This window comes from Pengzhenrongella frigida (assembly GCF_004168625.1).
Classification (GTDB): domain Bacteria; phylum Actinomycetota; class Actinomycetes; order Actinomycetales; family Cellulomonadaceae; genus Pengzhenrongella; species Pengzhenrongella frigida.
In genome coordinates this window covers 1-21,498 of sequence record NZ_SDWW01000057.1, presented here as the reverse complement: position 1 = coordinate 21,498, position 21,498 = coordinate 1, and the positions used below count along the sequence as shown (strand labels likewise).

Here is a 21,498-nt window from a genome sequence, read left to right as displayed (position 1 = left end):
GGCTGGATCAAGCGCGGACCGATCGGCCTGATCGGGCACACGAAGTCCGACGCCGCCGAGACGATCCGGCACCTGGTGGAGGACGCGACCGAGCAGGACGGCGCCGCGCTGCGCACCGCACCGGAGCCCGACCCGAGCGCCGTGATCGACTTCCTGTCCGCCCGGGGCGTGCCGGTGGTCGAGTGGGCCGACTGGGAGGTGCTGGACGCGCACGAGATCGCGCTCGGGACCGCCGTCGGGCGCGAGCGGATCAAGGTCGTGCCGCGCGAGGAGATGACCGCGATCGCCCGTCCGAGACGAGAGGGCCCGATCGGCGCCGATCCGGGCTCACGCACCACCCCCACGGTGGATTGAGCGTTGCTTCGCAGAAGGTTCAACGGGAGGCTTTGGTGACGTCGCGGTCCTAACGGACGCGTCGATCCGAGTTGCCCAACTCGGATCCAATTGGATGCGGTCGGGATCTCGCGTACAGATGCCGGACGGTCGCAGGCTTGGGGCGACGACCGCCCGGCGGATGAGGGGCGGGTCGCTCGCCCACCTAAGTCGGTGCGCGCGGCGCCCGCTTCGCCGACTTCGCGGCGGCGGCACTATTCCGGGGTGCCGACTCCGTCCGAGCAGGAGGCGCCGGGCTCCGGCGTCTGGGGGCCATTCACGTAGGAGGCGAGAAATACCGGCAGTCGTTCGTCGGCCGCCGCATCGAGCTCGAGCTGAATGCCCCAGGCGCTCGCCACGACGGGTGAGGCGAGCCCTTCGCGGGGGCTCACCAGGACGTAGTTGTCCTTGGCGGCGAAGTCGCGGAGAGTGTCGACCTGGTCGGGAGCCAGGCTGGGGTCGTAGGTGATCCAGACGGCGCCGTGCTCGAGCGAATGCACACCGTTCTCATCGGCGATCGGTTCGGAGTAGAAGCCGCAGATCTGTCCGACAGCTGAGTGCGCGCCGCCGGTGGGCGGGTTCTGGGCGTAGTCGACCTCGGTGGCGACGTGGTCCTGGGAGAGATCCTTGAAGATCTTGACGTCGGGGATCGGCTCTTTCGCCTGGGCGGCGAGATCGGCGTTCTTGGCACCTTGATCGACCACGATCGCAATCGTGGTGCCGATCAGGCCGAGGGCCAGGGCGCCCGCCACGGAGGCGATGATCCAGGTGCGCTTGCGCTCAGCCTTCTTCTGCTCGGTCTTGATCTGCGCTAGGCGTGCCTGGCGTTCAGTCAGCGAGGGCTTGCGATTGCGGTTCACGAGCGGGGGCTCCTCTTGAGCGGTGGGTTCTCGGTAGCGTCGATCTCCCGTCGCACGAGGGAAGTGGGGCGCTTCCTCGACGGTACGTGGCCCTCACACACCGGCCCAGCAGCAGAGGCGGTCTGATACGGATCTTCAGCGACTCTTCATAGTTTCGATATCGTTCCTTGACGAACTGAAGAGAAACTTGTTACCAGTGGCGGTCGCCGTGCAGCGCGTCCCTTCGTGAGTCGTTCATTCGGTCTCAGCGTCCGTTGCACGGTGGCTGCCCCGAATCGACCGTCGTCCTGGTCGTGGTGCCCGGCACGCTCCCCTGAGTTGAGTCGCACCTCTCGACGGGCCGGACCTGGCGAAGCGCTCCCCCGGCTGCGTAGGGCCAGCTGCGCTGGCCGGTGTCATCTTCATCAGATCTTCATCGAATCTCGACACGACGTGTGGGGTCGGCCGACGAATCTTGACTGCCCGGCCGGCGGTCGCCACATCGCATCTGTTGCGGAAGAGACCGTTGATGCCGACATCAATCGTTGGAGGCGCATGCTCGTCGCGAAACCTCGCTTTCCTGGGGGCCCGGCCGTAGGCGCCGACCTGCGCACTCCGGCCGCGTCGGAGCAGGTTCGCTGGGAGCGGTGGACTGCGCGTCCGTCGCCTTCATGCACCGCCGGCCCGCGATGCCGCTTGGTGCGCGCCAGCACGAGCCACCGTGCGAGTACGCGACTTCGTGCGCTTGCACGACGGGTCCCTGGCCGCACACAACCTCGCACGCCACCCCTACGAGCCGATCGCCCTGTCCACCGAGCCTTGGAGAAAACACCATGAACGTCAAGACCCGCATGACAGCCGTGGGCGGCGCACTCGCGCTCGCCGTCGTCCTGTCCGCCTGCGCCAGCGAGGAGAGCGAACCGGCCGCCGGCAGCCCCTCCAGCGCGACGTCCGAGTCCGCCGCCGCGTCCGTCGACGACAGCCACAACGACGCCGATGTCATTTTCACCCAAAATATGGTTGTTCATCATGAGGGCGCCATCGTGATGGCCAACCTCGCGGGACGCACAGCCAGCACCGCGGAGGTCAAGACACTGGCGGATCGGATCGCTGCCGCCCAGGAACCAGAGATCCTCGAGATGCAGTCGTGGCTCGCGACGTGGGGTGAACAGAGCGCGGCCGATGCCGACATGGGTGGGATGGATATGGGCGGGATGGACATGGGTGGGCTGAGCCAGGAAGAGGCGATGACCGAGCTCAATGCGGAGACCGGGGCGGAATTCGACCGACGCTTCCTCGATCTGATGATCGAACACCACCGAGGCGCGATCGAGATGTCTCAGGCGGAGCTCGCCGCAGGGGTCAACCCTCAGGCCCTTGAGCTCGCGCAGACCATCATCGACGCACAGAAGGCGGAGATCACCGAGATGGAGCAGCTCCTCCAGGGCCTCTGACTCGATCGATCGCGTCCGCGGGCGGGCAAGCAGTGCGGCCTGCTCGCGGACGATGCCCGCCGACGATCAGGCCCGTCTGAGATGCAGCGTTCGTGGGCTCGAGGTCCGTGCGGGCGAGCCGCCGCGCAGGTCAACGGCGCCGTCGGTGGCGCCGGAGCATCGACCGAGTGGCCGTCGTGAGCGGTCGCGCGACGATGACTGCCATCGCGAGGATGATGATGGGAAGGTCGCCGATGCGGGCATAGGGAGTCAGACCCGTTCGAAGAGGGACGTCTTCGCGGAGCAGCGTCGCGGCGCCTAGTCTGCTCTGCGCGGCGACCGTGCCGTTCGGCAGTATGACGGCTGAGTAGCCGGTGGGTGCGGCTTGGAGAACCGCCCGGTCGAACTCCCGAGCACGAAGTCGCGCCGCTGCGACTTCGAGTGCCGGAACGTCCGGCGTGAGGTAGGACGCGGCGTTGGTCGGCACGAGCACGACTTGGCCGCCGGACGTCACCGCCTCGCGCACCCGATCGGCGAAGAACACTTCGTAGGAGATGACGACCCCCAGCGGCCCGACGGGAGCGCTCAGTAGCGCCTCTCCCTCGCCTTGGATCGCGTCGCGGGGGACCAGTGTCGTGGCGTCCGTGACGAACTGGAGCAGGCGGCGGGCGGGGATGTATTCCCCGAAAGGGACTCGATGCTCCTTTTCGTACCTGTCGAGCCTCCCGCCGTCGGGTCCCCACAGCACGGCCGCATTACGGAATTTGTTGCTCGATTTCTCGACGATCCCCACGACGACGCTGGTATCGAGGCGCCGCGCCTGGGCCCTGATCTGGCGGTCGGGGAGGGAGCCCGCGATGGAGCCGTCGACGTCCACGACATTCTCGGGCAGGACCACGAGGTCGGGAGAGCCGACGATCTGCTGCATCACGGCAAGGTGACGTGCGGTGACTCGCGCGGGGTCAGCGAGGACACCGCGGGGGCCGCCGCCTTGGACGACTGCAACGTCCAGAGTCGCGACAGTCCGCGTGGTGACTGCGGCACCGACGATGAGGGGGGCAAGAACTATCCCGACGGCGCCACCGACGGCGGCAAGTCGGCGGCGCCGTCCGGGCATCACGAGGAGGGCTGTCAGAGCGACGCCGCTGGTGGCGGCGAGAGCCGTCACCAGGAGCGAGCCCCCGAGCGGTGCGGCCATCGCGAACGGTCCGTCCGCCTGGCTCTGCGCGAGGCCAGGGAGCGGGAACCCCCGAGGGGAAATCGGAGCTGTATCGCCTCGAGAAGCACGAGCGCGGCGGGAAGTGCCCACCAGCCACCAGCCCATCGCCCCGATCGGTGCGCCGGGATCAGGGCGACCGCTGTCGTGAGCAGGGTTGTCTCGAGAACGACCATCGCGACGTAGCCGGCCACGCTGAAATCCATGAGCCACTGCAAGGTCAAACCATAAAACATGGCCCCGGTCAGGCCGCCGAACAGGCATCGCTCGCGTGTGCCCTGTCCGTGCAGCGCAAGGGTGAGGAAAGCGACCCCGAGCGAGAGCATCGGCCACCACCCGCGCGGCGGCGCCGCCCCTGCCCACGCGACTCCCGTGGTGAGCGCGAGTCCAATTCGAACGATTCTCCCGTGCCGCTGAAGATGAGCCGCAATCCACGTTGAGATCGACAACCTGATCGCCGGGGAGTTCACCTCGATTCCGATGATCAGGTCCTCGGCTCGGGCCGCCATGGGAGTATTCCTGTCGTCGGGGCGAGCGAAACTCCAGTCCGTCTTTTCCTGGGGTAAATTAGCCGCCGAAGGACCGTGGAGTTTACGGGATTGAACCCGCGGTTCGTCAGTTCCGTTCGGCGGGCTTCGAGGCCCTGGGTGCTGTGAATCCGGTCTCGTCGGACCACGGGGCCGGTGCGGCGTGATCGTGGTGGTCGGTCGGGGCGTTGTTGTCGTGCTGGTGGCCGTTGTTGCCACCGCGCATCATGAACATCATTCCGATCATCATCAACGGGCATGCCAGCAAGGCCGCGAGGGGCAGTGCCTCCCCGAACGACTTGCCAGCAAAGAGCAGGACGACCAGGACGAGCGCCCCGATGCCGACCATGCCGTACAGATGGCTCTTGCCGCCGTGATTGTGTCCCTGCATGTTGGTGTTCATGGTCGACTGATCTCCTTTGGTCGGTTGAGGTCATGACCGGCGGTCGAGGATCCTCCCGTGGGCGAATTTCGTCTTGCCGGTCGAGTTGAGTTGAGTGTGATCGCTCAACCTGCGCGAATCGGTGCACCTATGACGAAGAAATGCTGAAGTTCGCCTTGCTTCAGCTCGCCGACCGGGTGCCCGCGCTCTCGGCCTCGAGCAGCGCCACAGCATCGGGTCGGGGTGAGGTGAGTGGCCGGGTGCGGGCGATCAGGACGCCACCGACGATAAGACTGCCCAGCGCCCAAAGCTGCGGCTGGGTCAGGCCAAGCAGTGCAACGTCGTTGATGCGCAGGTATTCGACGAGGAACCGGGAGAGCCCGCTCAGCGCGAGGTAGGCACCGAATACCGCTGGTGGGTTCCAGTGCTTGCCGATCGCCCATAGCGCTGCAGCGATCACGATGGCAGCGAGGGCCTCGTACAAGGGTGTCGGGTGCACCGGGACGTCTGTGGCGACGACCCCCTGAGGAAACGTCATTCCCCACGGCAGGGTGGTGGGTCGCCCGTAGGTGCCGTCCCCGGAAGCCAGGCACCCGAGCCGCCCGATCCCGTAGGCGACGGTGAGGGGGACGGCCGCGGCGCCGGCGACGGCACCGAGCGGGAGTTGGTGGCGGCGCACGATCACGACCGCTGCGATGACTCCGCCGATCAGGCCGCCGTACCAGGTGAAGCCCATCCCGCCGAGATGGTGGAGGCTGAACATGGGCTGCTCGAGCAGGTAGTAGATCTTGGCGCCGACGAAGCCCCAGATCGTGGCCCACATCACCAGGGAGTACGCCGAGTCCCGCTTGAATCCCAGTCGTTCGAAAGCCCGCGCGAGCAAGTAAGCCGCCACCAGGGCTGCCAGTGCCTTGCTCACCCCGTAGGACTGGACATCGAGTCCGAAGATCGAGAACAGGACCGGCCGCACGTGTAGCTCCGCTCATCCACGGGCGCCGGCGGGGGAGTCGGATCACCCCCGGACCCGTGCGTCCTGGACCAACGGTGGCCCACACGAATGAAGGACGACCCCGGAGAACGGTCAACATTCGATGAAGGCGGGGCAGGCCCTTGATGGGGCCGGCCGGCGAGGCGACGGGTGTTCTGTGCCCACGAATACCGGCTCAGGTGACTTCGACGACGCCCATCATCCCGGCGTCCTCGTGGTCGAGGATGTGGCAGTGGTAGACGGTGCGCCCGGTGAAGTCGTCGAACGCGATCCGGACGACGGTCTGGCCGCCGGCCGGGACGTTGACGACGTCGCGCCAGGTCGGTTCGGTGACCGGGGCGCCGTCTTGCTCGACGACCTGCATCGGCCACACGTGCAGGTGGAAGGGGTGGTCCATCGGTGCGGTGTTCCGGATGGTCCACTCCTCCATGGCGCCGGCCCGCACGGCCTGGTCGGTGCGGCGGTGGTCGAACTCCTTGCCGTCGATCGTGAAGCGCATGCCCATCCCCGCGCTCATGCCGGCACCCAGGGTGAGCTCGCGTCGCCGAGACGGCTCCCGCCCGCGCAGGTCGGCCGGGTTCGTGCGATCGGGCACGTCGGGCGGGGCCGCGGCTGCGCGGCCGGCGACCGTCAGGGTCGCGAGGGTGACCGGGCCCCGGCGACTGATCGGCTCCACGACTACTCGTCCTGAAGGAGTTGCAGACGCTCCTGGTACTCCGCGGTGTCGATCTCCCCGCGCGCGTACCGCTCGGTCAGGATCTGGCGGGCACGGCTCCGCCCCGTGGGCGCCTGCTCGTTCATGCGTGACGTCGGCTTCGGGGAGGGCTCGCGCCGGGTTCCGCCGCCGACCAGCCGGACGACCAGGATGACGAGAAGCACGATCCCCACGATCGCGACCAGAGCGAAGATCCAACCCCCGCCCATGCCGCCGTTCATACCAAAGCCGCTACCCATGTCGAATCTTCTGTCTGTTCTCACGCGCAAGACCACTCCCGGCCCCCGCCGCATACCGCAGGGGGTATACCCCAGGGTAGATCCGTGACGAGGTCACAACGTGCCCGCAGGACCCGAGGCGCTCGATCTTCATGGGATCTTCATCAGACCTCGACGCGACACACGTGGTCGGCGGACGAACCTAAACCGTCCGGCCCCGGACTTCTGACTCACGGGGTCCTGCATCACGCAACGAGTACCACTGTTGGAGGAAACCATGTTCGTCGCAATCGCCAGCTTCCCCGAGGTTCCTATCGATCGACGGGATGAGTTCCAGGCGTGGTTCGCCTGGTCCAACACCCAGCTGCGCGGAACGGACGGCCTCGAGGGGCGGCGCCTGCTGCGCACGACGGACGGCGCGCACGTCGGCCTCGTCGAGCATCGCAGCGCTGAGACCTTTGCTGCGATGCACGCCACCGAGCAGGCCACCCGGGTGCAGCTGCGCCTGGCAGAGATCGTCACCGACTGGCCGCCGGCCGCAAAGTTTGAGGTCGTCGTCGAGCTTCCCGCCTCGGGCTCCTGCTGCGGCGGCGGTGGCCATGGGCACCCGCAGAAGGTCGTCGCTGGGGAGAGCGCCGAGCTGCAGGTCGCGGGCCGCTGCTGCCACGACTCCTGACGGTCGCCTTGTTCGGCCCTGAGCGACGTCGCCTCGCACCCCCCCCGCCGGACATACCCCCAGGGGGTATGCTTGAAGTGCTCGCTTGGCAGAATCGCGGGCAAGCCGGAGCACAGTTCGGCACCTCTTACATTCGGGAGATCGACATGACTACCACTACCGCCTACACCGTTTCCGGGATGACCTGCGGCCACTGCGTGGCTGCGGTGACCGAGGAGGTCATGAAGCTCGACGGAGTGACCGAGGTCCAGATCACCCTGGTCGAGGGCGGCGAGTCCCCGGTGGCGGTCACCAGCGACGCGCCTCTGACCGACGCGGCGGTTCGAGCGGCAGTCGACGAGGCGGGCTACCAGCTCGTCGGCGCGTCGGCGTGAGCGACGCAGGACGACTGGCGGGGTTCGGGATCGGGCTGGCGGCTGCGCTGAGCCTCGGGTTCGGCATCGGTGCGCTGGTTGGACCCGTCGACGGGGGACGTGTACCCGCCGTCGTCCAGGAAGACGGGCACACGTCCCCCGCCGGGCAGGATGCGATGGAGACGGAGGCAGGTCAATGAGCCAGACGATCGAGCTGGAGATCGGCGGCATGACGTGCTCGTCGTGCGCCGCGCGGATCGAGAAGCGCCTCAACCGGATGCCGGGAGTGGCGGCGAGTGTCAACTACGCCACCGAGAAGGCCAAGGTCGAGCTGCCCGAGGGCACCACGCTCCAGGACGCCGTCGCGACCGTCGAGGCGACCGGGTACACCGCGCGCCTGCGCGAACCGGTCCGATCGGTCGCAGACAGTGCGGCCGGGGAGGCACAGATCCAAACCGTTGACGAGACGGCGCCGTTGCGGCACCGGCTGGTCATGTCCGCGGTCCTGACCGCTCCGGTCCTTGTCCTGGCGATGATCGAGCCACTGCAGTTCGACAACTGGCAATGGCTGTCCTTGACCCTGGCCGCTCCCGTCGTGCTCTGGGGCGCCTGGCCGTTCCACCGAGCCGCCTGGGCCAACGCCAAGCACGCCGCGGCCACGATGGACACCCTGATCAGCGTCGGGGTCCTGGCCGCGTTCGGGTGGTCGCTGTACGCGCTGTTCTTCGGAGCGGCAGGCATGACCGGCATGCGCATGGCGTTCAGCCTCACCCCCCAGCGGGGTGCCGGCTCGGGCGAGATCTACCTTGAGGTCGCCTCCGCCGTCACGGTCTTCATCCTGCTCGGGCGCTACTTCGAAGTCCGGGCCAAGCGGCAGTCGGGCGCAGCCCTGCGGGCGCTGCTCGAGATGGGCGCCAAGGACGTGGGCGTGGTGCGTGAGGGGGTCGAGGCCCGCATCCCGGTGGACCAGCTCGCAGTCGGGGACGAGTTCGTCGTGCGACCGGGAGAGAAGATCGCCACCGACGGGCAGGTCGTGGACGGCGCGTCCGCGGTGGACGCGTCGATGCTCACCGGTGAACCCGTCCCCGTCGAGGTCGGCCCCGGCGACACGGTCGTGGGCGCCACGGTCAACGCCGGCGGACGGCTCCTGGTCCGGGCCACCCGCGTGGGCGCCGACACCCAGCTCGCGCAGATGGCGCGACTGGTCGAAGAGGCACAGACCGGCAAGGCCCCCGTCCAACGCCTGGCCGACCGCATCTCCGCGGTCTTCGTCCCGATCGTGATCACCTTGTCGGTCGCGACGCTGGGCTTCTGGCTCGGCGCGGGCGCCGGTGGCGAAATGGCGTTCACCGCGGCGGTCGCGGTGATGATCATCGCCTGCCCGTGCGCGCTGGGCCTGGCCACGCCCACGGCGTTGATGGTCGGCACCGGGCGTGGTGCCCAGATCGGGATCTTGATCAAGGGCCCCCAGATCCTGGAGTCCACCCGTCGCGTGGACACGATCGTCTTGGACAAGACCGGCACCGTGACGACCGGCAAGATGCGGCTCGTGGACGTCCTGGCCGCCGCGGGCACGGACGCCGACCAGCTGCTGCGGTTGGCAGGGGCCCTCGAGGACGCCTCGGAGCACCCGATCGCCAGTGCGATCGCCGCCGGCGCCCGCGAGAAGCTGGGTGAGCTTCCTGCGGTGGAGTCGTTCACCAACAGCCAGGGCCTGGGCGTGTCGGGCGTCGTGGATGGCCACGCGGTGGCGGCCGGGCGGGTGGCGTGGATGGCGGCGCAATGGGCGCAGGACCTCGACGCGAACCTGACCGCACAGCTCGACGAGGCCGAGGCCGCCGGGCGGACCGCCGTCGCGGTCGGATGGGACGGCTCGATCCGGGGACTGGTCGTCGTGGCGGACACCGTCAAGCCGACCAGCGCTCAGGCCGTGGCCGAGCTCAAGGCGCTCGGGCTGCGACCGGTCCTGCTGACGGGCGACAACGCCCGGGCCGCACGGTCGATCGCCGCGGAAGTCGGCATCGACGAGGTCATCGCCGAGGTGATGCCTGCCGACAAGGTCACCGTGGTGCGTGACCTGCAGGCCCAGGGCCGGGTCGTGGCGATGGTCGGCGACGGCGTCAACGACGCTGCGGCGCTGGCCCAGTCCGACCTGGGGATCGCGATGGGCACCGGCACCGACGTGGCGATCGAGGCGAGCGATCTCACGCTCGTGCGCGGGGACCTGCGCGCCGCCGTCGACGCGGTGCGCCTGTCCCGTCGCACGCTGTCGACGATCAAGGGCAACCTGTTCTGGGCGTTCGCCTACAACGTGGCCGCGATCCCGCTCGCGGTGTCCGGGCTGCTCAATCCGCTCATCGCCGGCGCGGCGATGGCGTTCTCCTCGGTTTTCGTCGTCAGCAACAGCCTGCGGCTGCGCCGATTCCGGGCGGTGTCGATCGACCCGGTCACGGAGCTGCCCGCGGATCGCACCCGCGAGATCGAACAAGTGGCCGTCGCGGGCTGACTGGCGTCGTCGGCCAGGACGCGCTTGGTCCGCGGAGGCTGGTCAAAGGGTCTGTGGCTGGGCATGACGGGGGTGTGCTGCTGAATCTCGAGCAGCGAGTGCCGGCCCGCGAAACGTGCGGGCCGGCACGGCCGGTGGTGCTCAGGAGTGGTGGGCGTCGTGGTCGACCTCGGTGACGCCGGGTGTGGCCGGCTCGTCAGGTGCACTGATCAGCGGCCCGATCACAAACGAAGAGACGAGAAACATGGCCGTGAAGACCCCCAGCGCGATGGCCGGCGCCCACCAGTTCGAGAATCGGCGGTGCAGCTTGATGAGCATCGGCACGGAAGCGGCCAGGCCGAGGATGCCAAACAACGCAGTCCCGCCGGCCCCGGCCACCAGCGCGGTCCCGACCAGGGGGCCGACGTGGTGCAGCACATGGGGGGCCAGGCCGACGATCCCCCCAAGACCGCCGCTGAGCACCGTCCAGATCGAGCGGCGATGCCGATTCGCCTTGCCGTCTACCGCGACGCCGGTCGTGACCTGTTCCGGGGCAGCGGGAGGGGCGGGAGGGTTCGGATTGCTCATCCCCATACGATGCCGCTCCGCCACTGGAGTCGCGATGGAGAATCGATGAAGAATCGATCAACATCGGCCTCGGAGTGCGCGATTGGGGCCGGACGCCCGGCCTTGTGCGGGGCCAAAACTTCTAGCGTCCTCGAGCGCTGACGGCTGTGACCTCGAGAGAGGCAGCACGGCGGTAATGACCTTCGTCGGATCTTTGTCGTTTCCTCGCCGGGACCAACGGGTTGGCGCGCAATTCTGGTGCCGTACCGACGAACGAGGGGGTCGAGCGAGTGATGCGTCGTGCTCTGCCGGCCGCTACGGCCCGCGCCGAGCGCTTGGTGATCGCCCCCTTGGACGGTTCCGAGTCCACCATTCACCAAGAAGGAGTCCACATTATGTTCAGCAAGAACAGCACCAGGACCGGCCGCGCCCTCGCCACCGCGGCCATCGCAGCCATCGTCCTTCTCCAAGCCTCGCCGGCGTCCGCGACGGGCGGACTTGCACCCAGCGAGTCCGTGGCGCGCGGCCCCGGCTACGGCGAGCACGTCGCCGAGTGCGCCCGCGGCGCTGGCTTCTCGGGCACGCACAACCCGGGAATGCAACAGGGTGCGCACGGCTGGGACATGATGGGTATGCCTACGGTCGCGTAGCGGACGGGCTCGGGGTTCAACGGGCCGCCGCGGTCGTTCACCATCCGTCGTGGCGTTGACAAGAACGACGTCGCAGGGGAACTGACCGCAGCGAGGGGCGTCCGGGCGGTGGTAGCGGGTCGATAGTGACAGGCGCCAGTTCGCCGCTCCAGATGTGGGGACGCATGGGTATCGAAGTGCTCGCCGACATTTCGTTGACGCCTTTCGTGCGGACTCTGTGCTCGCGATGAGGCTGGCGCGGTGGCGCAGGAGTTGGGCTTCACCCAAGAGGATCCGAACGTCTTGGGTGAAGCCACACTCGCCCTCGACGACGCCCGTTCAGGTAGTCCCTGATGAACTGGTCAGAGCCTCCCGGGTCCTCAGCGCGATCCAGCATCAGCACGCTCGAACCGGACGAGCGAGGCCAGCGGCTTCGTGGAGAGGGCGCCGCGAGGCGGCCCGCGCCGTCCGTCGGGTCGAGATCGAGAGACCGTCCCTGGACGCCCAGTTCGAGGACCCGGAGGCCGCCTCCGCCGATGAGAGATCGTCGCCCGCCTGGCAGCATTGAAAGGGTCCCCGCGACTGACTTCGGGTCGCACATCGATTCCCACGCTCAAGGAGAGAATCTCATGTCCTACGCACACACGGTCACTCTCTCGACACCCTTTGCGGAGGCCGTCAACCTTGTCCGGGCGGCCCTCGCGGACCAGGGTTTCGGGGTGTTGACCGAGATTGATGTCAACGCAACATTCGCCGCCAAGCTTGGTCCGGACGCGGCGCACGAGGTTGGCGACTATCTGATCCTCGGCGCCTGCAACCCCCGGTTGGCGTACAGAGCGGTCACTACGGACCCCGCGATCGGCGTCTTGCTGCCCTGCAATGTCGTCGTACGCCGCAGTCCCGGTGCTGGTGAAACTGTCATCCAGGCCATCGATCCTGCGACCCTGACCGAACTCAGCGACGAGCCGGGCATGAAGGAGGTTGCAGACGAGGCGGACAGGCTCCTGCGGGCAGCACTCAGCACCCTGGGATCTGGCGGCCTGAGGTAGCCGACTCGCACTTCGGCGCGAAGGCCAGGTTGGGGGGCGATCGCGGGTTTTGAGCTCTCGGGCGTGCCACTCGCCGACTCCTCGCACTGCGGTCGTCGACGCGGGATTCGGATCTTTGTCAGATCTTTGTCGTTCCTCGCCGGGATCCTCGCGTGGCACCGCGAGGGTTGTGCTGTACCGAAAACGCCGGACGAGTGAAGGAGACGGAAATGATGGGTTGGTATGAAGGAGGAATGGGTGCCGGGATGTGGCTCTTCATGGGTCTGTTCTGGATCGCACTGATCGCGCTGATCATCTGGTTGGTGATCCGGCTGCTCCCCTCCCACGGGGAGTCCGGCACCACGACGGCCTCGCCGCCGCCGGCGTCAGCGATGCAGGAGTCCCCGATGGACATCCTTGACCGCCGACTCGCGCAGGGCGAGATCGATCTGGACACGTACCAGGCTCACCGCGCAGCGCTGATTTCGGCGCGAGGTGCCCAACGATGACCACCGTCACGACAACGCGGCAGGGCCGGCGCGGATGGCTGATTGCGGCCCTGGCGGTCGCGAGTGCGGTCCTGCTCGGATCGATCTTGGCCGTCGGGGTGTGGGGTCTGGGCCCGGGCCCGGTGGGCTCAGGCACCGGCATCATCCAGGACCACCGAAGCGAGCACTATGGGCCGATGATGAGGAGCGACCCACGTTCGGGCAACGCGGCGGACCGCCGCTTCGGCGGTATGGGCACCATGGGCGGGTGGGGGAATAGCTGAGCATGGCGAAATCGGGGAACGACGTCGGGTCCTCGCCGGAAACGCCGGCAGGCGTGACGGCCCGCGTCCGCGCCCTGGTCGTGGATGACGAGGCGGCGCTGGTCCGGGTTGTGGCGGCGTACCTCGAACGCGACGGGTTCGACGTCGTGACGGCGGCAGACGGGTTCGAGGCGCTCGAGCTCGCGCGCACTACCCAGCCCGACGTCGTCGTCCTGGACGTGATGATGCCCGGGATTGACGGGATCGAGGTCTGCCGGCAGCTGCGAACTTTCAGCGACGCCTACGTGATCATGCTCACCGCTCGGGCCGAGGAGCTCGACACCCTGATCGGGCTGTCGGTCGGAGCCGACGACTACATGACCAAGCCGTTCTCGTCCCGCGTGCTCGTCGCCCGGATCCGCACGCTGCTGCGTCGGCCCCGAACTCCCGCCGAGCCCGCCGACAGCGTCCCGCAGCGGCGGTTCGGCGATTTGATGATTGACCCGGAGCCGCGCGAGGTGTGGCTGGCCGGTGCATCCGTCGCCCTCACGCCGATCGAGTTCGACCTGCTGGATGCTCTGTCGTCGCGTCCGCGCATGGCTTTCACCCGTGCGCAGCTCATCGAACGGGTTTGGGGGGCGGGCTGGTTCGGCGACGAGCGGCTCGTGGACATTCACCTCGGACATGTCCGGGGCAAGCTCGGCGACGACGTCGCCGATCCCCGCTATGTCCGCACCGTGCGCGGGGTCGGGTACCGGATGGGGCCCGGCTGAGGAGTCTGCCGATCTCGCTGCGCCCGGGTCGCGAGGGCAGGTCGCTCGCCGGGACGAGACCGAGATGTACCAACGGCCGCTGCGAGAGCAAGGAGCGAGCGAATGGACCGGACATGAGCGAGTGGTTGGGCGGCAACGTGGAATCGGTGTACGTGGTGGACGTGGTGTGGCTCGGATTGTTCGTTTCGATCGCCTGCCTGGCGGCATCGTTGGGCCGGTCGCGAGTTCTGCCGGGTTCGCCACCGCGGTCCGGGCAGGACTCCGCGGTCGAGTTCTTCGACCGACGCTTCGCCGAGGGCGAGATCGATCCGGAGACCAATCCCGCTCAGCGAGGGGCGCTCGTTCGGATCGTGGCCGTATACCGGGAGCGCGAGCGGATTCCGGACCACGACGGCCGCCGTACATGAGGGCGCGGCAGCCGGGTCAGCGGAGGGCACCGCTCAGTTTCGCCTGGCGGTTGATGGTGTCGTTGGGGCTTGTGGTGCTTGCTGGTGCGGTGACTGTGCTCGGCGTCGCACTGGGCGTCGCGCCGCAGATCTTCGGCTCGCACCTGCGGACGGCCCCGGGTGCGCCCCTTGAGGAGAGAGTCAGCGCTCAGGTGGAAGGGGCATTCGCGAACGCGATTGTGCTCTCCCTGGGGGTGGCCATTCCGGTGGGAATGCTGGTGGCTTTCGCCGTCTCGTGGCTCGTCGCGCAACGCCTGGGGCGATCGGTGGCCGCGGTAGCCGTCGCAGCGGACCGAATTGCGCGTGGAAATCTGCAGGCTCGGGTCGAGGCCCCCGCGATCGGTCCCGAGTTTGCCCAGCTCGCCGACGCGTTCAATTCGATGGCCGGTCGGCTGGCCGAGACCGAATCCACCCGGCGGCGCCTTATCGGGGACCTGGCCCATGAGCTACGCACCCCCCTGGCCTCGCTCGAGGCGACCGTGGAGGCCGTCATCGACGGGGTCCTGCCCGCGGACGTCGTCACCCTGGACACACTGGTGGACCAAACCGCGCGATTGCAGCACCTCGTCGCTGACATGGCCGCCGTGTCGCGGGCCGAGGAACGCCAGCTCGATCTGCGCCCCCGCGTGGTCGAGGTGGCTTCGCTGGCGAGCGACGCCGTGCTGGCAGCGACGGCAAGGTTCGTAGCGGCAGGGGTGCGGCTTGAGCTCGACATCGTGGGCGAGCCGTCGAAGGTTCGGGTCGACCCTCAACGGATCGCCGAGGTGCTTGCGAACCTGCTCGACAACGCGCTGCGACACACCCCTGCGGGCCGCGAGGTGCGCGTGGTCGTAGGTCCGCAGCGGGACACCGCGGATGACGGCGTCGCGATGCTGAAGGTCACGGACACCGGGGGAGGGTTCGATCCGTCGGACGCTGAACGGATCTTCGAACGCTTCTACCGCACCGACTCGTCCCGCACCCGGACCACGGCCGGGACCGGGATCGGCCTGACGATCGCGCGGGCGATCGTCGAGGCCCACGACGGGACGTTGACGGCGACGAGCGGGGGTCCCGGAGCGGGCGCGACGTTCCTGATCCGCCTCCCCCGTCACCCGCCCGCCCGTAGTGATGATCGACGGGCCGGACTCGCACGGCGGAGCTGAGTCGCAGCAGACCTGGTGGGGCCAAGGCTTCAAGGATCGTCGACGTCGGAGCGGGACGGCGGTTCACTCCCATGACGTGGTCGACCTGCTTCGCGATCGTCGTTCGAATCTTCACCGAATCTTCAGCGTCTCGGTGGACAACGAACATCCGCGAGGGCTTCACTCTAAGTAGATACCCCACCGGGGTATGCGGCGAGGGGGCGGACGGCGACGTTCGCCCGCCCGAGAGGCACCAGAGGATCGATCATGACAACCGCCAGCTACGCCGTCACGGGGATAACCATGGTCGGGGACGGCATCAACGACGCCCCGGCCCTAGCCCAGGCTGATGTCGGCTCCGCGATCGGCACCGGCACCGGCACCGACGTCGCCATCGAGTCCTCGGACATCACCCTGATCTCCGGTGCGCTGTCTGGGCTGGTGACGGCGATCGACCTGTCCCGGGCCACGATGCGCAACACCCGCCAGAGCCTGGTTTCGCTGCCTTCGCGTACAACGCCATCGGCATCCCGATCGCCGCGGGCGTCCTTTGCCCGGCGTTCGGCCTGCGGCTCAGCCCGATGATCGCCGCAGGCGCCATCGCGCTGTCCTCGCTGTCCGTGGTCGCCCACGCCAACCGGCTGCGGGCCTTCACGCCCGCAGACATTCCCAACGACGTCAGCGTGCCACCCACCGATCCGGTGGTGGGCGTCGGACGTGATCGAGAAGAGGAGCAAGACATGTCAGAGAAGTCCCCGAAAGTGACCGACCCCGTGTGCGGCATGACCGTCGACCCCGCAAAGGCCGCAGCCAGCATCGAGCACGCCGGCCGGACGTACTACTTCTGCTCCAAGCACTGTGCGGCGACCTTCGCCGCGAAGCCCGAGAGCTTCGCCAGCGCCGCGGTGTCCTAGCGGCATCTTCGCCGGGGGCGGACATTCCGCCCCCGGCAGTCGACCGCCGGTAGGCCGCACCGAGAATGGAAGGAGCCCGGGATGACCGGGGAGACAGGATCCAAGCGTGCCCAGCTCAACCGGCTGCGCCGCATTGAGGGTCAGGTCCGCGGGATCGCCGCGATGGTCGAGCAGGACACGTATTGCATCGACGTCCTCACCCAGGTCGCGGCAGCCTCGCGAGCGCTGCAGGCCATGGCCCTCGGGCTGCTGGAGGAGCACATGAGCCACTGCCTGGTGGCCGCCGCGCGAGCGGGTGGCGACGAGCAGGAAGCCAAGCTCAAGGAAGCATCGGCCGCGATAGCCCGACTGGTCCGGAGCTGATCAAACCAGGTCGACTTGCGCTGAAGATGCTGCCGATGAACCACCCGAGGGCGAGGTGCTCGCCGCCGCCGAATCGGCTGATGAGGGACCCCGCCGCGACGGTGGGTCCTAGCCGAACTACCGAACGGAATCTGACATGAACACTCGGACCACAGTCCTGCAGGTCGGTGGGCTGCATTGGGCGACGTCGGAACGCGGTGTCGAGGATGCGCTGATGCGCCGGCCCGGAGTGCTGGTCGTCGAGGCGAATGCTCTCTCGCAGACCGCGAGCGTCACCTATGACGCGGACCGCACCGCCGTCGCGGAGCTGGCGGACTGGATCCGCGACTGCGGGTACCACTGCGCCGGGCAGTCCGTGCCGGAGCACGTGTGCGACCCCATGGCTGAGCCGTCCGGCGTGACCACCACCCTGCCGCCCGTCGCCCACGCCGAGCACTCCGACCACGTCGAGCATTCCGCCGACGTCGAGCACGTCGAGCACGCGGGGCACGCGGGGCGCGATACCCACGCCGCTGAAGCCGAGCGCGACGCTGCCGTCGAGCACGCTGGTCACGACGCCCACGCAGGTCCGGCAATGGCGGGCGCGTCGCCGCATGAGGTGATGGGTCATGGCGGGGGCCACGGCGATATGTCGATGGAGGGCATGGTCCGCGACATGCGCAACCGCTTCCTGGTGGCGGTGGTGCTGTCCATGCCGATCTTGCTGTGGTCGCCGATCGGGCGGGAGGTCCTGGGATTCACGGTCCCGGCTCCGTTCGGACTGCGCGACGATGTGTTCTCGCTGCTCTTGTCGTTGCCGGTGATCTTCTACTCGGCGTGGATCTTCTTCGACGGCGCCTTCTGGGCGCTTCGAGCCAAGACGCTGGACATGATGGTCCTGGTCGCGGTCGGGGTCGGCACCGGGTGGCTGTACAGCGTCGTGATCACCCTGACCGGCGGCGGGGAGGTGTTCTACGAGGCTGCCACCGTGCTCACGTCGTTCGTGCTGCTGGGGCACTGGCTCGAGATGCGCGCGCGGGGCGGGGCGAGCGAGGCGGTTCGGACACTGCTCGAACTCGCGCCCTCGACCGCACTGGTCCTGCGCCACGGCGAGACCGTCGAAGTGCCCACGGCGCAAGTCCAGGTCGGTGACCTGCTCCTGGTGCGCCCGGGGGCGAAGGTGCCCGTGGACGCCATCGTGGAGGAGGGCGAGTCCGACGTCGACGAGTCGATGGTCACGGGGGAGTCCCTACCGGTGGCCAAGACCCCGGGCGCCGAGGTGATCGGCGCCTCGATCAACACGACCGGCACCCTGCGGGCGCGGGCGACCAAGGTCGGTGCCGACACTGCGCTGGCCCAGATCGTGGCCATGGTGCAAGCAGCGCAGAACTCCAAGGCCCCGGGGCAGCGATTGGCCGACCGGGCGGCGTTCTGGCTCGTGCTGGTCGCGCTCATCGGCGGGAGCGCGACGTTCCTGGTGTGGCTCGCGTCCGGCGCGAGTGTGCAGACCGCGATGCTGTACGCGATCACGGTCGTGGTCATCACCTGCCCAGATGCACTGGGTCTGGCCACGCCGACGGCGATCATGGTCGGCACCGGGTTGGGCGCGCAGCGGGGGGTGCTGTTCAAGAACGCGACCGCGCTGGAGACCTCCGCCCGAATCGACACGGTCGTGATGGACAAGACCGGCACCTTGACCAAGGGTGCACCGGAGGTCACCGACGTGATCGCGTCGGGGCTGCCCGAGGAGGAGATGCTCGCTCTGGCGGCCGCCATCGAGCGCGAGTCCGAGCACCCCCTGGCCCGGGCCATCGCCGATCTCGCCACCACCCGGGGGCTGCCGGAGCTCTCCGCATCCGACTTCCGCAACGTCCCCGGACAGGGCGCCGTCGCCCAGGTGACGGGCCGCCGCGTGCTGGTGGGGAACAGGCGGCTCATGACAGCCGAGAGCGTCGATCTTGGCGATATGGCGGGTCGTCGCGACGAGCTCGCGGCCGCCGGGCGGACCGCCGTGCTCGTCGCGGTGGACGGCAAGGCGATCGGGGTGATCGCCCTGGCGGACGCGGTCCGGGACACCGCAGCGGCCGCCGTGGCCGCCTTGCACGAGTCCGGGATCGAGGTGGTGATGCTCACGGGGGACAACGCAGCCACCGCGCGGCGGATCGCCGATCAACTCGGCATCGACGCCGTGATCCCCGAGGTGCTGCCCGGAGACAAGGCCGCGAAGGTCGCCGAGCTGCAGGCGGCCGGCAAGCGGGTGGCGATGGTCGGGGACGGCGTCAACGACGCCCCGGCACTGGCGACCGCCGACCTCGGCATCGCCATCGGCGCCGGGACGGACGTCGCAATCGAGACCGCCGACGTGGTCCTCATGCGCTCGGACCCACTGGATGTGCCGGTCGCGCTGCGCATCGGCAAGGGGACCCGGCGCAAGATGCGGCAGAACCTCGGCTGGGCCATCGGGTACAACGTGATCGCTCTGCCGATCGCCGCCGGCGTCTTCGCGCCCGCGTTCGGCCTCGTGCTGCGCCCCGAGATCGCCGCACTGTCGATGTCGGGGTCCTCGCTCATCGTCGCGGTCAACGCCCTGCTCCTCAAGCGACTCAGTCTGCCCGCGCCCGCGCCATCGGCCCCGCCGGCGAACCGACCGGTCGTCGCGGTGCCGGGCTCCGGCCGTGCATCGACGAGCGCATAGTCGCTGTGAATGCCAGGGTTTCCGCGTCGGCCGTCCGGGGAGGAACGGCGACCGGGGACCTGGGCCGCCCCAGTGCGCTGGGGATGGTTTGGCTGATGGCCATCTACGGGGCGTGCTTCGTTGGTATCCAGATCGGTCTGCGGGACGCGCCCGCGCTGTGGTTCGCGGCTCTGCGAGCCATCGTGGCGGGGTCGGCCTTATTGGCGGTCGCGGGCGTGCAGCCTCGCCCGGTGCCGTCTGGCGGTCGCGCGTGGGGCCTGTTCAAAGCCTGAACCCCTCGCGAATCTTCAGTGATTCTTCGTCAACTCTGCACTAATCCACGCGGGTTCGACGTTCACGCTAGCGGTAACACGGATCCGGCCGGAGGAGCGAGATGGATGTGAGCACGTGGCTCGTCCTCGGCGGCGTCAGCCTGCTGTACGTCGCACTGGGGCTGTGGGCCGTTTCCCAGATATTCCCCGCCGTCAAGCCATCGCGCACCAACACACGCCACGAGTGTCTCGGACCCAAACCGAGATGAATGAGCTGCCGCGCGTGACTTAGCAGCGTTCAGCTGCCAATGCCCTCAAGATTGCCGTGATGCTCGCTTCCGTCTTCCCCGTCCAGCGGTGGATCCGGCCATGCCCCACCGGGCAGCGGTCAAACGCGACAGACTTCCGGACGTGGTCGCGGCCTTGGCCTGGCTCTCGAGCATCACACCCATTTTCAGCGGCTCGTACCGTCCTTTTCAGCCACGGCGGCCGTGAACTCCCAATGCCATGGTTCGTAGGATCCACTACCACCGCGGCGTGCCCACGCGGGATTGGACCACCCAAAGACGGGCCCGACGTCGGCCAGCCACGTGCCCGGCTGGCCGGTGTAGACGGACGGACAGAAGTCGATCGCAAGACCCCAGCCATGGTTGCTCTGCCCGGCGGGCGCAGCGATCGATCCCTTCCGGGCCCGCAAGGCCGCCTGTTCCTCGCGGTCTCGATATGCCGACGACAGGCACATGTCGGTGCCGAATCTCGCTTTGAACGCATCATTGAGGGCCTCGAGCGACACGACGGCATCTGCGCGGTCCTTGTACGGGCGCTGCCACAGGTCGCACAACTCCGAGGCGGGCACCCGCCCGTTTTCCCCCTCACCCGGTGCGATGCCATCACAACCGGGCATCGCTTCGCGGACGAGCGACCGCGAGGCCCGTTCGGCGTTCCTGGTGGTCCGGCCGGCAAGGAGTCTGACGGGGACCGACGTGTCCACCGGGACTGCGAGGAGTGCCTCGACGACTGTCGGACCGGCCGACACCGTCACGGCCTCAGCCGAGGGGGCGGCACCCTTGTGCGAGATCGTGGTGAAGGAGACGACGAGGGTGGCACCGATAAGCGTCCGTGCGATAAGAACCCGAGCGTGGCGACCGGCTGGTGCGGCCGCACGGTGTCCCCGCGCTCGCAGGTCTCGGCGGGAGACTGAAGCTGCGAGAGTCTGGGCCGGCTCGGGTTGGTGTGCGGAAGTTGCCGGCACCGGCAGGCGGGCATGGTGTGCGGTGATGACGTTCTCCGATCGTCCGGCGCATCAGGGTGGCCGGTCGCTAGCTGGGTCACGCAGGACCACACAGGACTGGCTGTCGAGCGCTCCTAGGTGTTCTGGCTCATGACGTTGGTGACGCCTGCGTGGAGGCGTGAGGCCGGGGGCTGGTTCCCGATGGCAGTGTGGGCTCGATGGTAGTTGTAGTGGATGTTCCAGACCGTGATCGCGTCGGCGCGGTCGGTCTCGCTGGTCCACACGCGGGCGTAGAGGAGTTCCTCGGCCAGGGTCCGGTTGTAGCGCTCGACCTTGCCGTTGTGTCGCGGGGTGAAGGCCCGGATGCGTTGGTGGCGGGCGACCGCTGTGACGGTGCGGTGGAACGCGCGGGCGGTGTAGTTGGGTCCGTTGTCGGTGATGACCCGCACGAAGCGGTTGATGCCGTGGGCGGCGAAGAACGCCCGGGCCCGGTGGAAGAACCCGATGGTCGTGGACGCCTGCTCGTTGGGCAGGTGCTCGGTG

27 protein-coding genes and 1 pseudogene are annotated in these 21,498 nt (G+C 68.4%); 18 read left to right on the top strand and 10 right to left on the bottom strand.

Annotated features, from left to right (window positions below; genetic code table 11):
• Nucleotides 1–354: pseudogene (locus tag EUA98_RS17470) on the top strand (hypothetical protein); the annotation flags it as partial.
• Nucleotides 355–587: 233 nt separating this feature from the next.
• On the opposite strand, the gene EUA98_RS17465 reads toward EUA98_RS17470, so the two are convergent.
• Nucleotides 588–1,232: a thioredoxin-like domain-containing protein gene (locus EUA98_RS17465; protein WP_130103977.1), complete on the bottom strand. Its 645-nt coding sequence runs from the start codon at nt 1,230–1,232 to the stop codon at nt 588–590.
• Between the two features lie 812 nt (nt 1,233–2,044).
• Here EUA98_RS17465 and EUA98_RS17460 point away from each other — a divergent pair.
• Nucleotides 2,045–2,665: a DUF305 domain-containing protein gene (locus EUA98_RS17460; RefSeq protein WP_130103976.1), complete on the top strand. Its 621-nt coding sequence runs from the start codon at nt 2,045–2,047 to the stop codon at nt 2,663–2,665.
• 130 nt (nt 2,666–2,795) lie between these two features.
• Here the strand turns inward: EUA98_RS17460 and lnt are convergent, their stop codons facing one another.
• The 6 genes from lnt to EUA98_RS17435 form a co-directional block, all read right to left on the bottom strand.
• Nucleotides 2,796–3,905: an apolipoprotein N-acyltransferase gene (gene lnt / locus EUA98_RS17455; protein WP_350339512.1), complete on the bottom strand. Its 1,110-nt coding sequence runs from the start codon at nt 3,903–3,905 to the stop codon at nt 2,796–2,798.
• The gene (locus EUA98_RS20585) at nt 3,809–4,369 is read right to left on the bottom strand and encodes a hypothetical protein (protein ID WP_350339511.1); all 561 of its coding nucleotides are present in this window, start codon (nt 4,367–4,369) and stop codon (nt 3,809–3,811) included. Before EUA98_RS20585 ends, lnt begins: the two co-directional genes overlap by 97 nt.
• A gap of 106 nt (nt 4,370–4,475) precedes the next feature.
• Complete coding sequence (locus EUA98_RS17450; protein ID WP_130103975.1) at nt 4,476–4,790, bottom strand: DUF2933 domain-containing protein; 315 nt, start codon at nt 4,788–4,790, stop codon at nt 4,476–4,478.
• Nucleotides 4,791–4,950: 160 nt separating this feature from the next.
• Complete coding sequence (locus tag EUA98_RS17445; protein ID WP_130103974.1) at nt 4,951–5,739, bottom strand: prolipoprotein diacylglyceryl transferase; 789 nt, start codon at nt 5,737–5,739, stop codon at nt 4,951–4,953.
• A gap of 193 nt (nt 5,740–5,932) precedes the next feature.
• On the bottom strand, nt 5,933–6,433 hold the full coding sequence (locus EUA98_RS17440) for a multicopper oxidase domain-containing protein (RefSeq protein ID WP_165372886.1): 501 nt from the start codon (nt 6,431–6,433) through the stop codon (nt 5,933–5,935).
• Between the two features lie 2 nt (nt 6,434–6,435).
• Entirely contained in the window at nt 6,436–6,693 is a 258-nt protein-coding gene (locus tag EUA98_RS17435; RefSeq protein ID WP_242511668.1) for an SHOCT domain-containing protein, read from the bottom strand.
• Nucleotides 6,694–6,967: 274 nt separating this feature from the next.
• Between EUA98_RS17435 and EUA98_RS17430 the strand changes: the two genes are divergently transcribed.
• The 4 genes from EUA98_RS17430 (at nt 6,968) to EUA98_RS17415 (ending at nt 10,225) form a co-directional block, all read left to right on the top strand.
• Nucleotides 6,968–7,366, top strand: coding sequence for an antibiotic biosynthesis monooxygenase family protein (locus EUA98_RS17430; protein ID WP_130103972.1), 399 nt, complete (start codon nt 6,968–6,970; stop codon nt 7,364–7,366).
• 146 nt (nt 7,367–7,512) lie between these two features.
• Nucleotides 7,513–7,740 carry a heavy-metal-associated domain-containing protein gene (locus EUA98_RS17425; RefSeq protein WP_130103971.1) on the top strand — a complete coding sequence of 76 codons (228 nt, stop codon included), beginning with the start codon at nt 7,513–7,515 and terminating at the stop codon, nt 7,738–7,740.
• Nucleotides 7,737–7,919, top strand: a complete 183-nt coding sequence (locus tag EUA98_RS17420) for a hypothetical protein (protein WP_130103970.1) — start codon at nt 7,737–7,739, stop codon at nt 7,917–7,919. Before EUA98_RS17425 ends, EUA98_RS17420 begins: the two co-directional genes overlap by 4 nt.
• Nucleotides 7,916–10,225 carry a heavy metal translocating P-type ATPase gene (locus EUA98_RS17415; protein ID WP_130103969.1) on the top strand — a complete coding sequence of 770 codons (2,310 nt, stop codon included), beginning with the start codon at nt 7,916–7,918 and terminating at the stop codon, nt 10,223–10,225. Before EUA98_RS17420 ends, EUA98_RS17415 begins: the two co-directional genes overlap by 4 nt.
• Before the next feature lie 141 nt (nt 10,226–10,366).
• On the opposite strand, the gene EUA98_RS17410 is transcribed toward EUA98_RS17415, so the two are convergent.
• A complete protein-coding gene (locus EUA98_RS17410; protein ID WP_242511666.1) occupies nt 10,367–10,792 on the bottom strand; it encodes a hypothetical protein in 426 nt (141 codons plus the stop codon).
• Between the two features lie 374 nt (nt 10,793–11,166).
• Here EUA98_RS17410 and EUA98_RS17405 point away from each other — a divergent pair, with 374 nt between their 5' ends.
• The 12 genes from EUA98_RS17405 (at nt 11,167) to EUA98_RS19890 (ending at nt 19,745) form a co-directional block, all read left to right on the top strand.
• On the top strand, nt 11,167–11,421 hold the full coding sequence (locus tag EUA98_RS17405) for a hypothetical protein (RefSeq protein ID WP_130103968.1): 255 nt from the start codon (nt 11,167–11,169) through the stop codon (nt 11,419–11,421).
• Nucleotides 11,422–12,029: 608 nt separating this feature from the next.
• Nucleotides 12,030–12,449, top strand: a complete 420-nt coding sequence (locus tag EUA98_RS17400; protein ID WP_130103967.1) for a DUF302 domain-containing protein — start codon at nt 12,030–12,032, stop codon at nt 12,447–12,449.
• A gap of 212 nt (nt 12,450–12,661) precedes the next feature.
• Nucleotides 12,662–12,937 carry an SHOCT domain-containing protein gene (locus EUA98_RS17395; protein WP_207219131.1) on the top strand — a complete coding sequence of 92 codons (276 nt, stop codon included), beginning with the start codon at nt 12,662–12,664 and terminating at the stop codon, nt 12,935–12,937.
• Nucleotides 12,934–13,200 carry a hypothetical protein gene (locus EUA98_RS17390; RefSeq protein WP_130103965.1) on the top strand — a complete coding sequence of 89 codons (267 nt, stop codon included), beginning with the start codon at nt 12,934–12,936 and terminating at the stop codon, nt 13,198–13,200. The genes EUA98_RS17395 and EUA98_RS17390 overlap by 4 nt, the downstream gene beginning before the upstream one ends.
• A 2-nt stretch (nt 13,201–13,202) precedes the next feature.
• Entirely contained in the window at nt 13,203–13,952 is a 750-nt protein-coding gene (locus tag EUA98_RS17385) for a response regulator transcription factor (protein ID WP_130103964.1), read from the top strand.
• A 113-nt stretch (nt 13,953–14,065) separates the two neighbouring features.
• On the top strand, nt 14,066–14,359 hold the full coding sequence (locus EUA98_RS17380; protein WP_130103963.1) for an SHOCT domain-containing protein: 294 nt from the start codon (nt 14,066–14,068) through the stop codon (nt 14,357–14,359).
• Complete coding sequence (locus EUA98_RS17375; RefSeq protein ID WP_130103962.1) at nt 14,356–15,543, top strand: sensor histidine kinase; 1,188 nt, start codon at nt 14,356–14,358, stop codon at nt 15,541–15,543. The genes EUA98_RS17380 and EUA98_RS17375 overlap by 4 nt, the downstream gene beginning before the upstream one ends.
• 246 nt (nt 15,544–15,789) lie before the next feature.
• A complete protein-coding gene (locus EUA98_RS20675) occupies nt 15,790–16,107 on the top strand; it encodes a hypothetical protein (RefSeq protein WP_434063507.1) in 318 nt (105 codons plus the stop codon).
• A complete protein-coding gene (locus tag EUA98_RS20670) occupies nt 16,104–16,436 on the top strand; it encodes a YHS domain-containing protein (RefSeq protein ID WP_434063506.1) in 333 nt (110 codons plus the stop codon). The genes EUA98_RS20675 and EUA98_RS20670 overlap by 4 nt, the downstream gene beginning before the upstream one ends.
• Nucleotides 16,437–16,517: 81 nt before the next feature.
• Nucleotides 16,518–16,799 carry a metal-sensitive transcriptional regulator gene (locus EUA98_RS17365; RefSeq protein ID WP_130103961.1) on the top strand — a complete coding sequence of 94 codons (282 nt, stop codon included), beginning with the start codon at nt 16,518–16,520 and terminating at the stop codon, nt 16,797–16,799.
• Between the two features lie 136 nt (nt 16,800–16,935).
• On the top strand, nt 16,936–19,473 hold the full coding sequence (locus EUA98_RS17360; protein ID WP_130103960.1) for a heavy metal translocating P-type ATPase: 2,538 nt from the start codon (nt 16,936–16,938) through the stop codon (nt 19,471–19,473).
• 95 nt (nt 19,474–19,568) lie between these two features.
• Nucleotides 19,569–19,745, top strand: a complete 177-nt coding sequence (locus EUA98_RS19890; protein ID WP_165372885.1) for a hypothetical protein — start codon at nt 19,569–19,571, stop codon at nt 19,743–19,745.
• 433 nt (nt 19,746–20,178) lie between these two features.
• Here EUA98_RS19890 and EUA98_RS17355 read toward each other — a convergent pair whose 3' ends face one another.
• Nucleotides 20,179–20,766, bottom strand: coding sequence for a M15 family metallopeptidase (locus EUA98_RS17355; RefSeq protein WP_130103959.1), 588 nt, complete (start codon nt 20,764–20,766; stop codon nt 20,179–20,181).
• A 323-nt stretch (nt 20,767–21,089) separates the two neighbouring features.
• The coding region (locus EUA98_RS17350) for an integrase core domain-containing protein (protein WP_130103958.1) at nt 21,090–21,498 on the bottom strand (409 nt) is incomplete at its 5' end.

What these genes read in the sequence shown, in the direction of transcription:
- EUA98_RS17460 (WP_130103976.1), top strand. Translation starts at nt 2,045, where the DNA reads ATGAACGTCAAGACCCGCATGACAGCCGTGGGCGGCGCACTCGCGCTC.
- EUA98_RS20585 (WP_350339511.1), bottom strand. Translation starts at nt 4,369, where the DNA reads ATGGCGGCCCGAGCCGAGGACCTGATCATCGGAATCGAGGTGAACTCC.
- EUA98_RS17450 (WP_130103975.1), bottom strand. Translation starts at nt 4,790, where the DNA reads ATGAACACCAACATGCAGGGACACAATCACGGCGGCAAGAGCCATCTG.
- EUA98_RS17435 (WP_242511668.1), bottom strand. Translation starts at nt 6,693, where the DNA reads ATGAACGGCGGCATGGGCGGGGGTTGGATCTTCGCTCTGGTCGCGATC.
- EUA98_RS17430 (WP_130103972.1), top strand. Translation starts at nt 6,968, where the DNA reads ATGTTCGTCGCAATCGCCAGCTTCCCCGAGGTTCCTATCGATCGACGG.
- EUA98_RS17425 (WP_130103971.1), top strand. Translation starts at nt 7,513, where the DNA reads ATGACTACCACTACCGCCTACACCGTTTCCGGGATGACCTGCGGCCAC.
- EUA98_RS17415 (WP_130103969.1), top strand. Translation starts at nt 7,916, where the DNA reads ATGAGCCAGACGATCGAGCTGGAGATCGGCGGCATGACGTGCTCGTCG.
- EUA98_RS17410 (WP_242511666.1), bottom strand. Translation starts at nt 10,792, where the DNA reads ATGAGCAATCCGAACCCTCCCGCCCCTCCCGCTGCCCCGGAACAGGTC.
- EUA98_RS17405 (WP_130103968.1), top strand. Translation starts at nt 11,167, where the DNA reads ATGTTCAGCAAGAACAGCACCAGGACCGGCCGCGCCCTCGCCACCGCG.
- EUA98_RS17400 (WP_130103967.1), top strand. Translation starts at nt 12,030, where the DNA reads ATGTCCTACGCACACACGGTCACTCTCTCGACACCCTTTGCGGAGGCC.
- EUA98_RS17395 (WP_207219131.1), top strand. Translation starts at nt 12,662, where the DNA reads ATGGGTTGGTATGAAGGAGGAATGGGTGCCGGGATGTGGCTCTTCATG.
- EUA98_RS17390 (WP_130103965.1), top strand. Translation starts at nt 12,934, where the DNA reads ATGACCACCGTCACGACAACGCGGCAGGGCCGGCGCGGATGGCTGATT.
- EUA98_RS17385 (WP_130103964.1), top strand. Translation starts at nt 13,203, where the DNA reads ATGGCGAAATCGGGGAACGACGTCGGGTCCTCGCCGGAAACGCCGGCA.
- EUA98_RS17380 (WP_130103963.1), top strand. Translation starts at nt 14,066, where the DNA reads ATGAGCGAGTGGTTGGGCGGCAACGTGGAATCGGTGTACGTGGTGGAC.
- EUA98_RS17375 (WP_130103962.1), top strand. Translation starts at nt 14,356, where the DNA reads ATGAGGGCGCGGCAGCCGGGTCAGCGGAGGGCACCGCTCAGTTTCGCC.
- EUA98_RS20675 (WP_434063507.1), top strand. Translation starts at nt 15,790, where the DNA reads ATGACAACCGCCAGCTACGCCGTCACGGGGATAACCATGGTCGGGGAC.
- EUA98_RS20670 (WP_434063506.1), top strand. Translation starts at nt 16,104, where the DNA reads ATGATCGCCGCAGGCGCCATCGCGCTGTCCTCGCTGTCCGTGGTCGCC.
- EUA98_RS17365 (WP_130103961.1), top strand. Translation starts at nt 16,518, where the DNA reads ATGACCGGGGAGACAGGATCCAAGCGTGCCCAGCTCAACCGGCTGCGC.
- EUA98_RS17360 (WP_130103960.1), top strand. Translation starts at nt 16,936, where the DNA reads ATGAACACTCGGACCACAGTCCTGCAGGTCGGTGGGCTGCATTGGGCG.
- EUA98_RS19890 (WP_165372885.1), top strand. Translation starts at nt 19,569, where the DNA reads ATGGCCATCTACGGGGCGTGCTTCGTTGGTATCCAGATCGGTCTGCGG.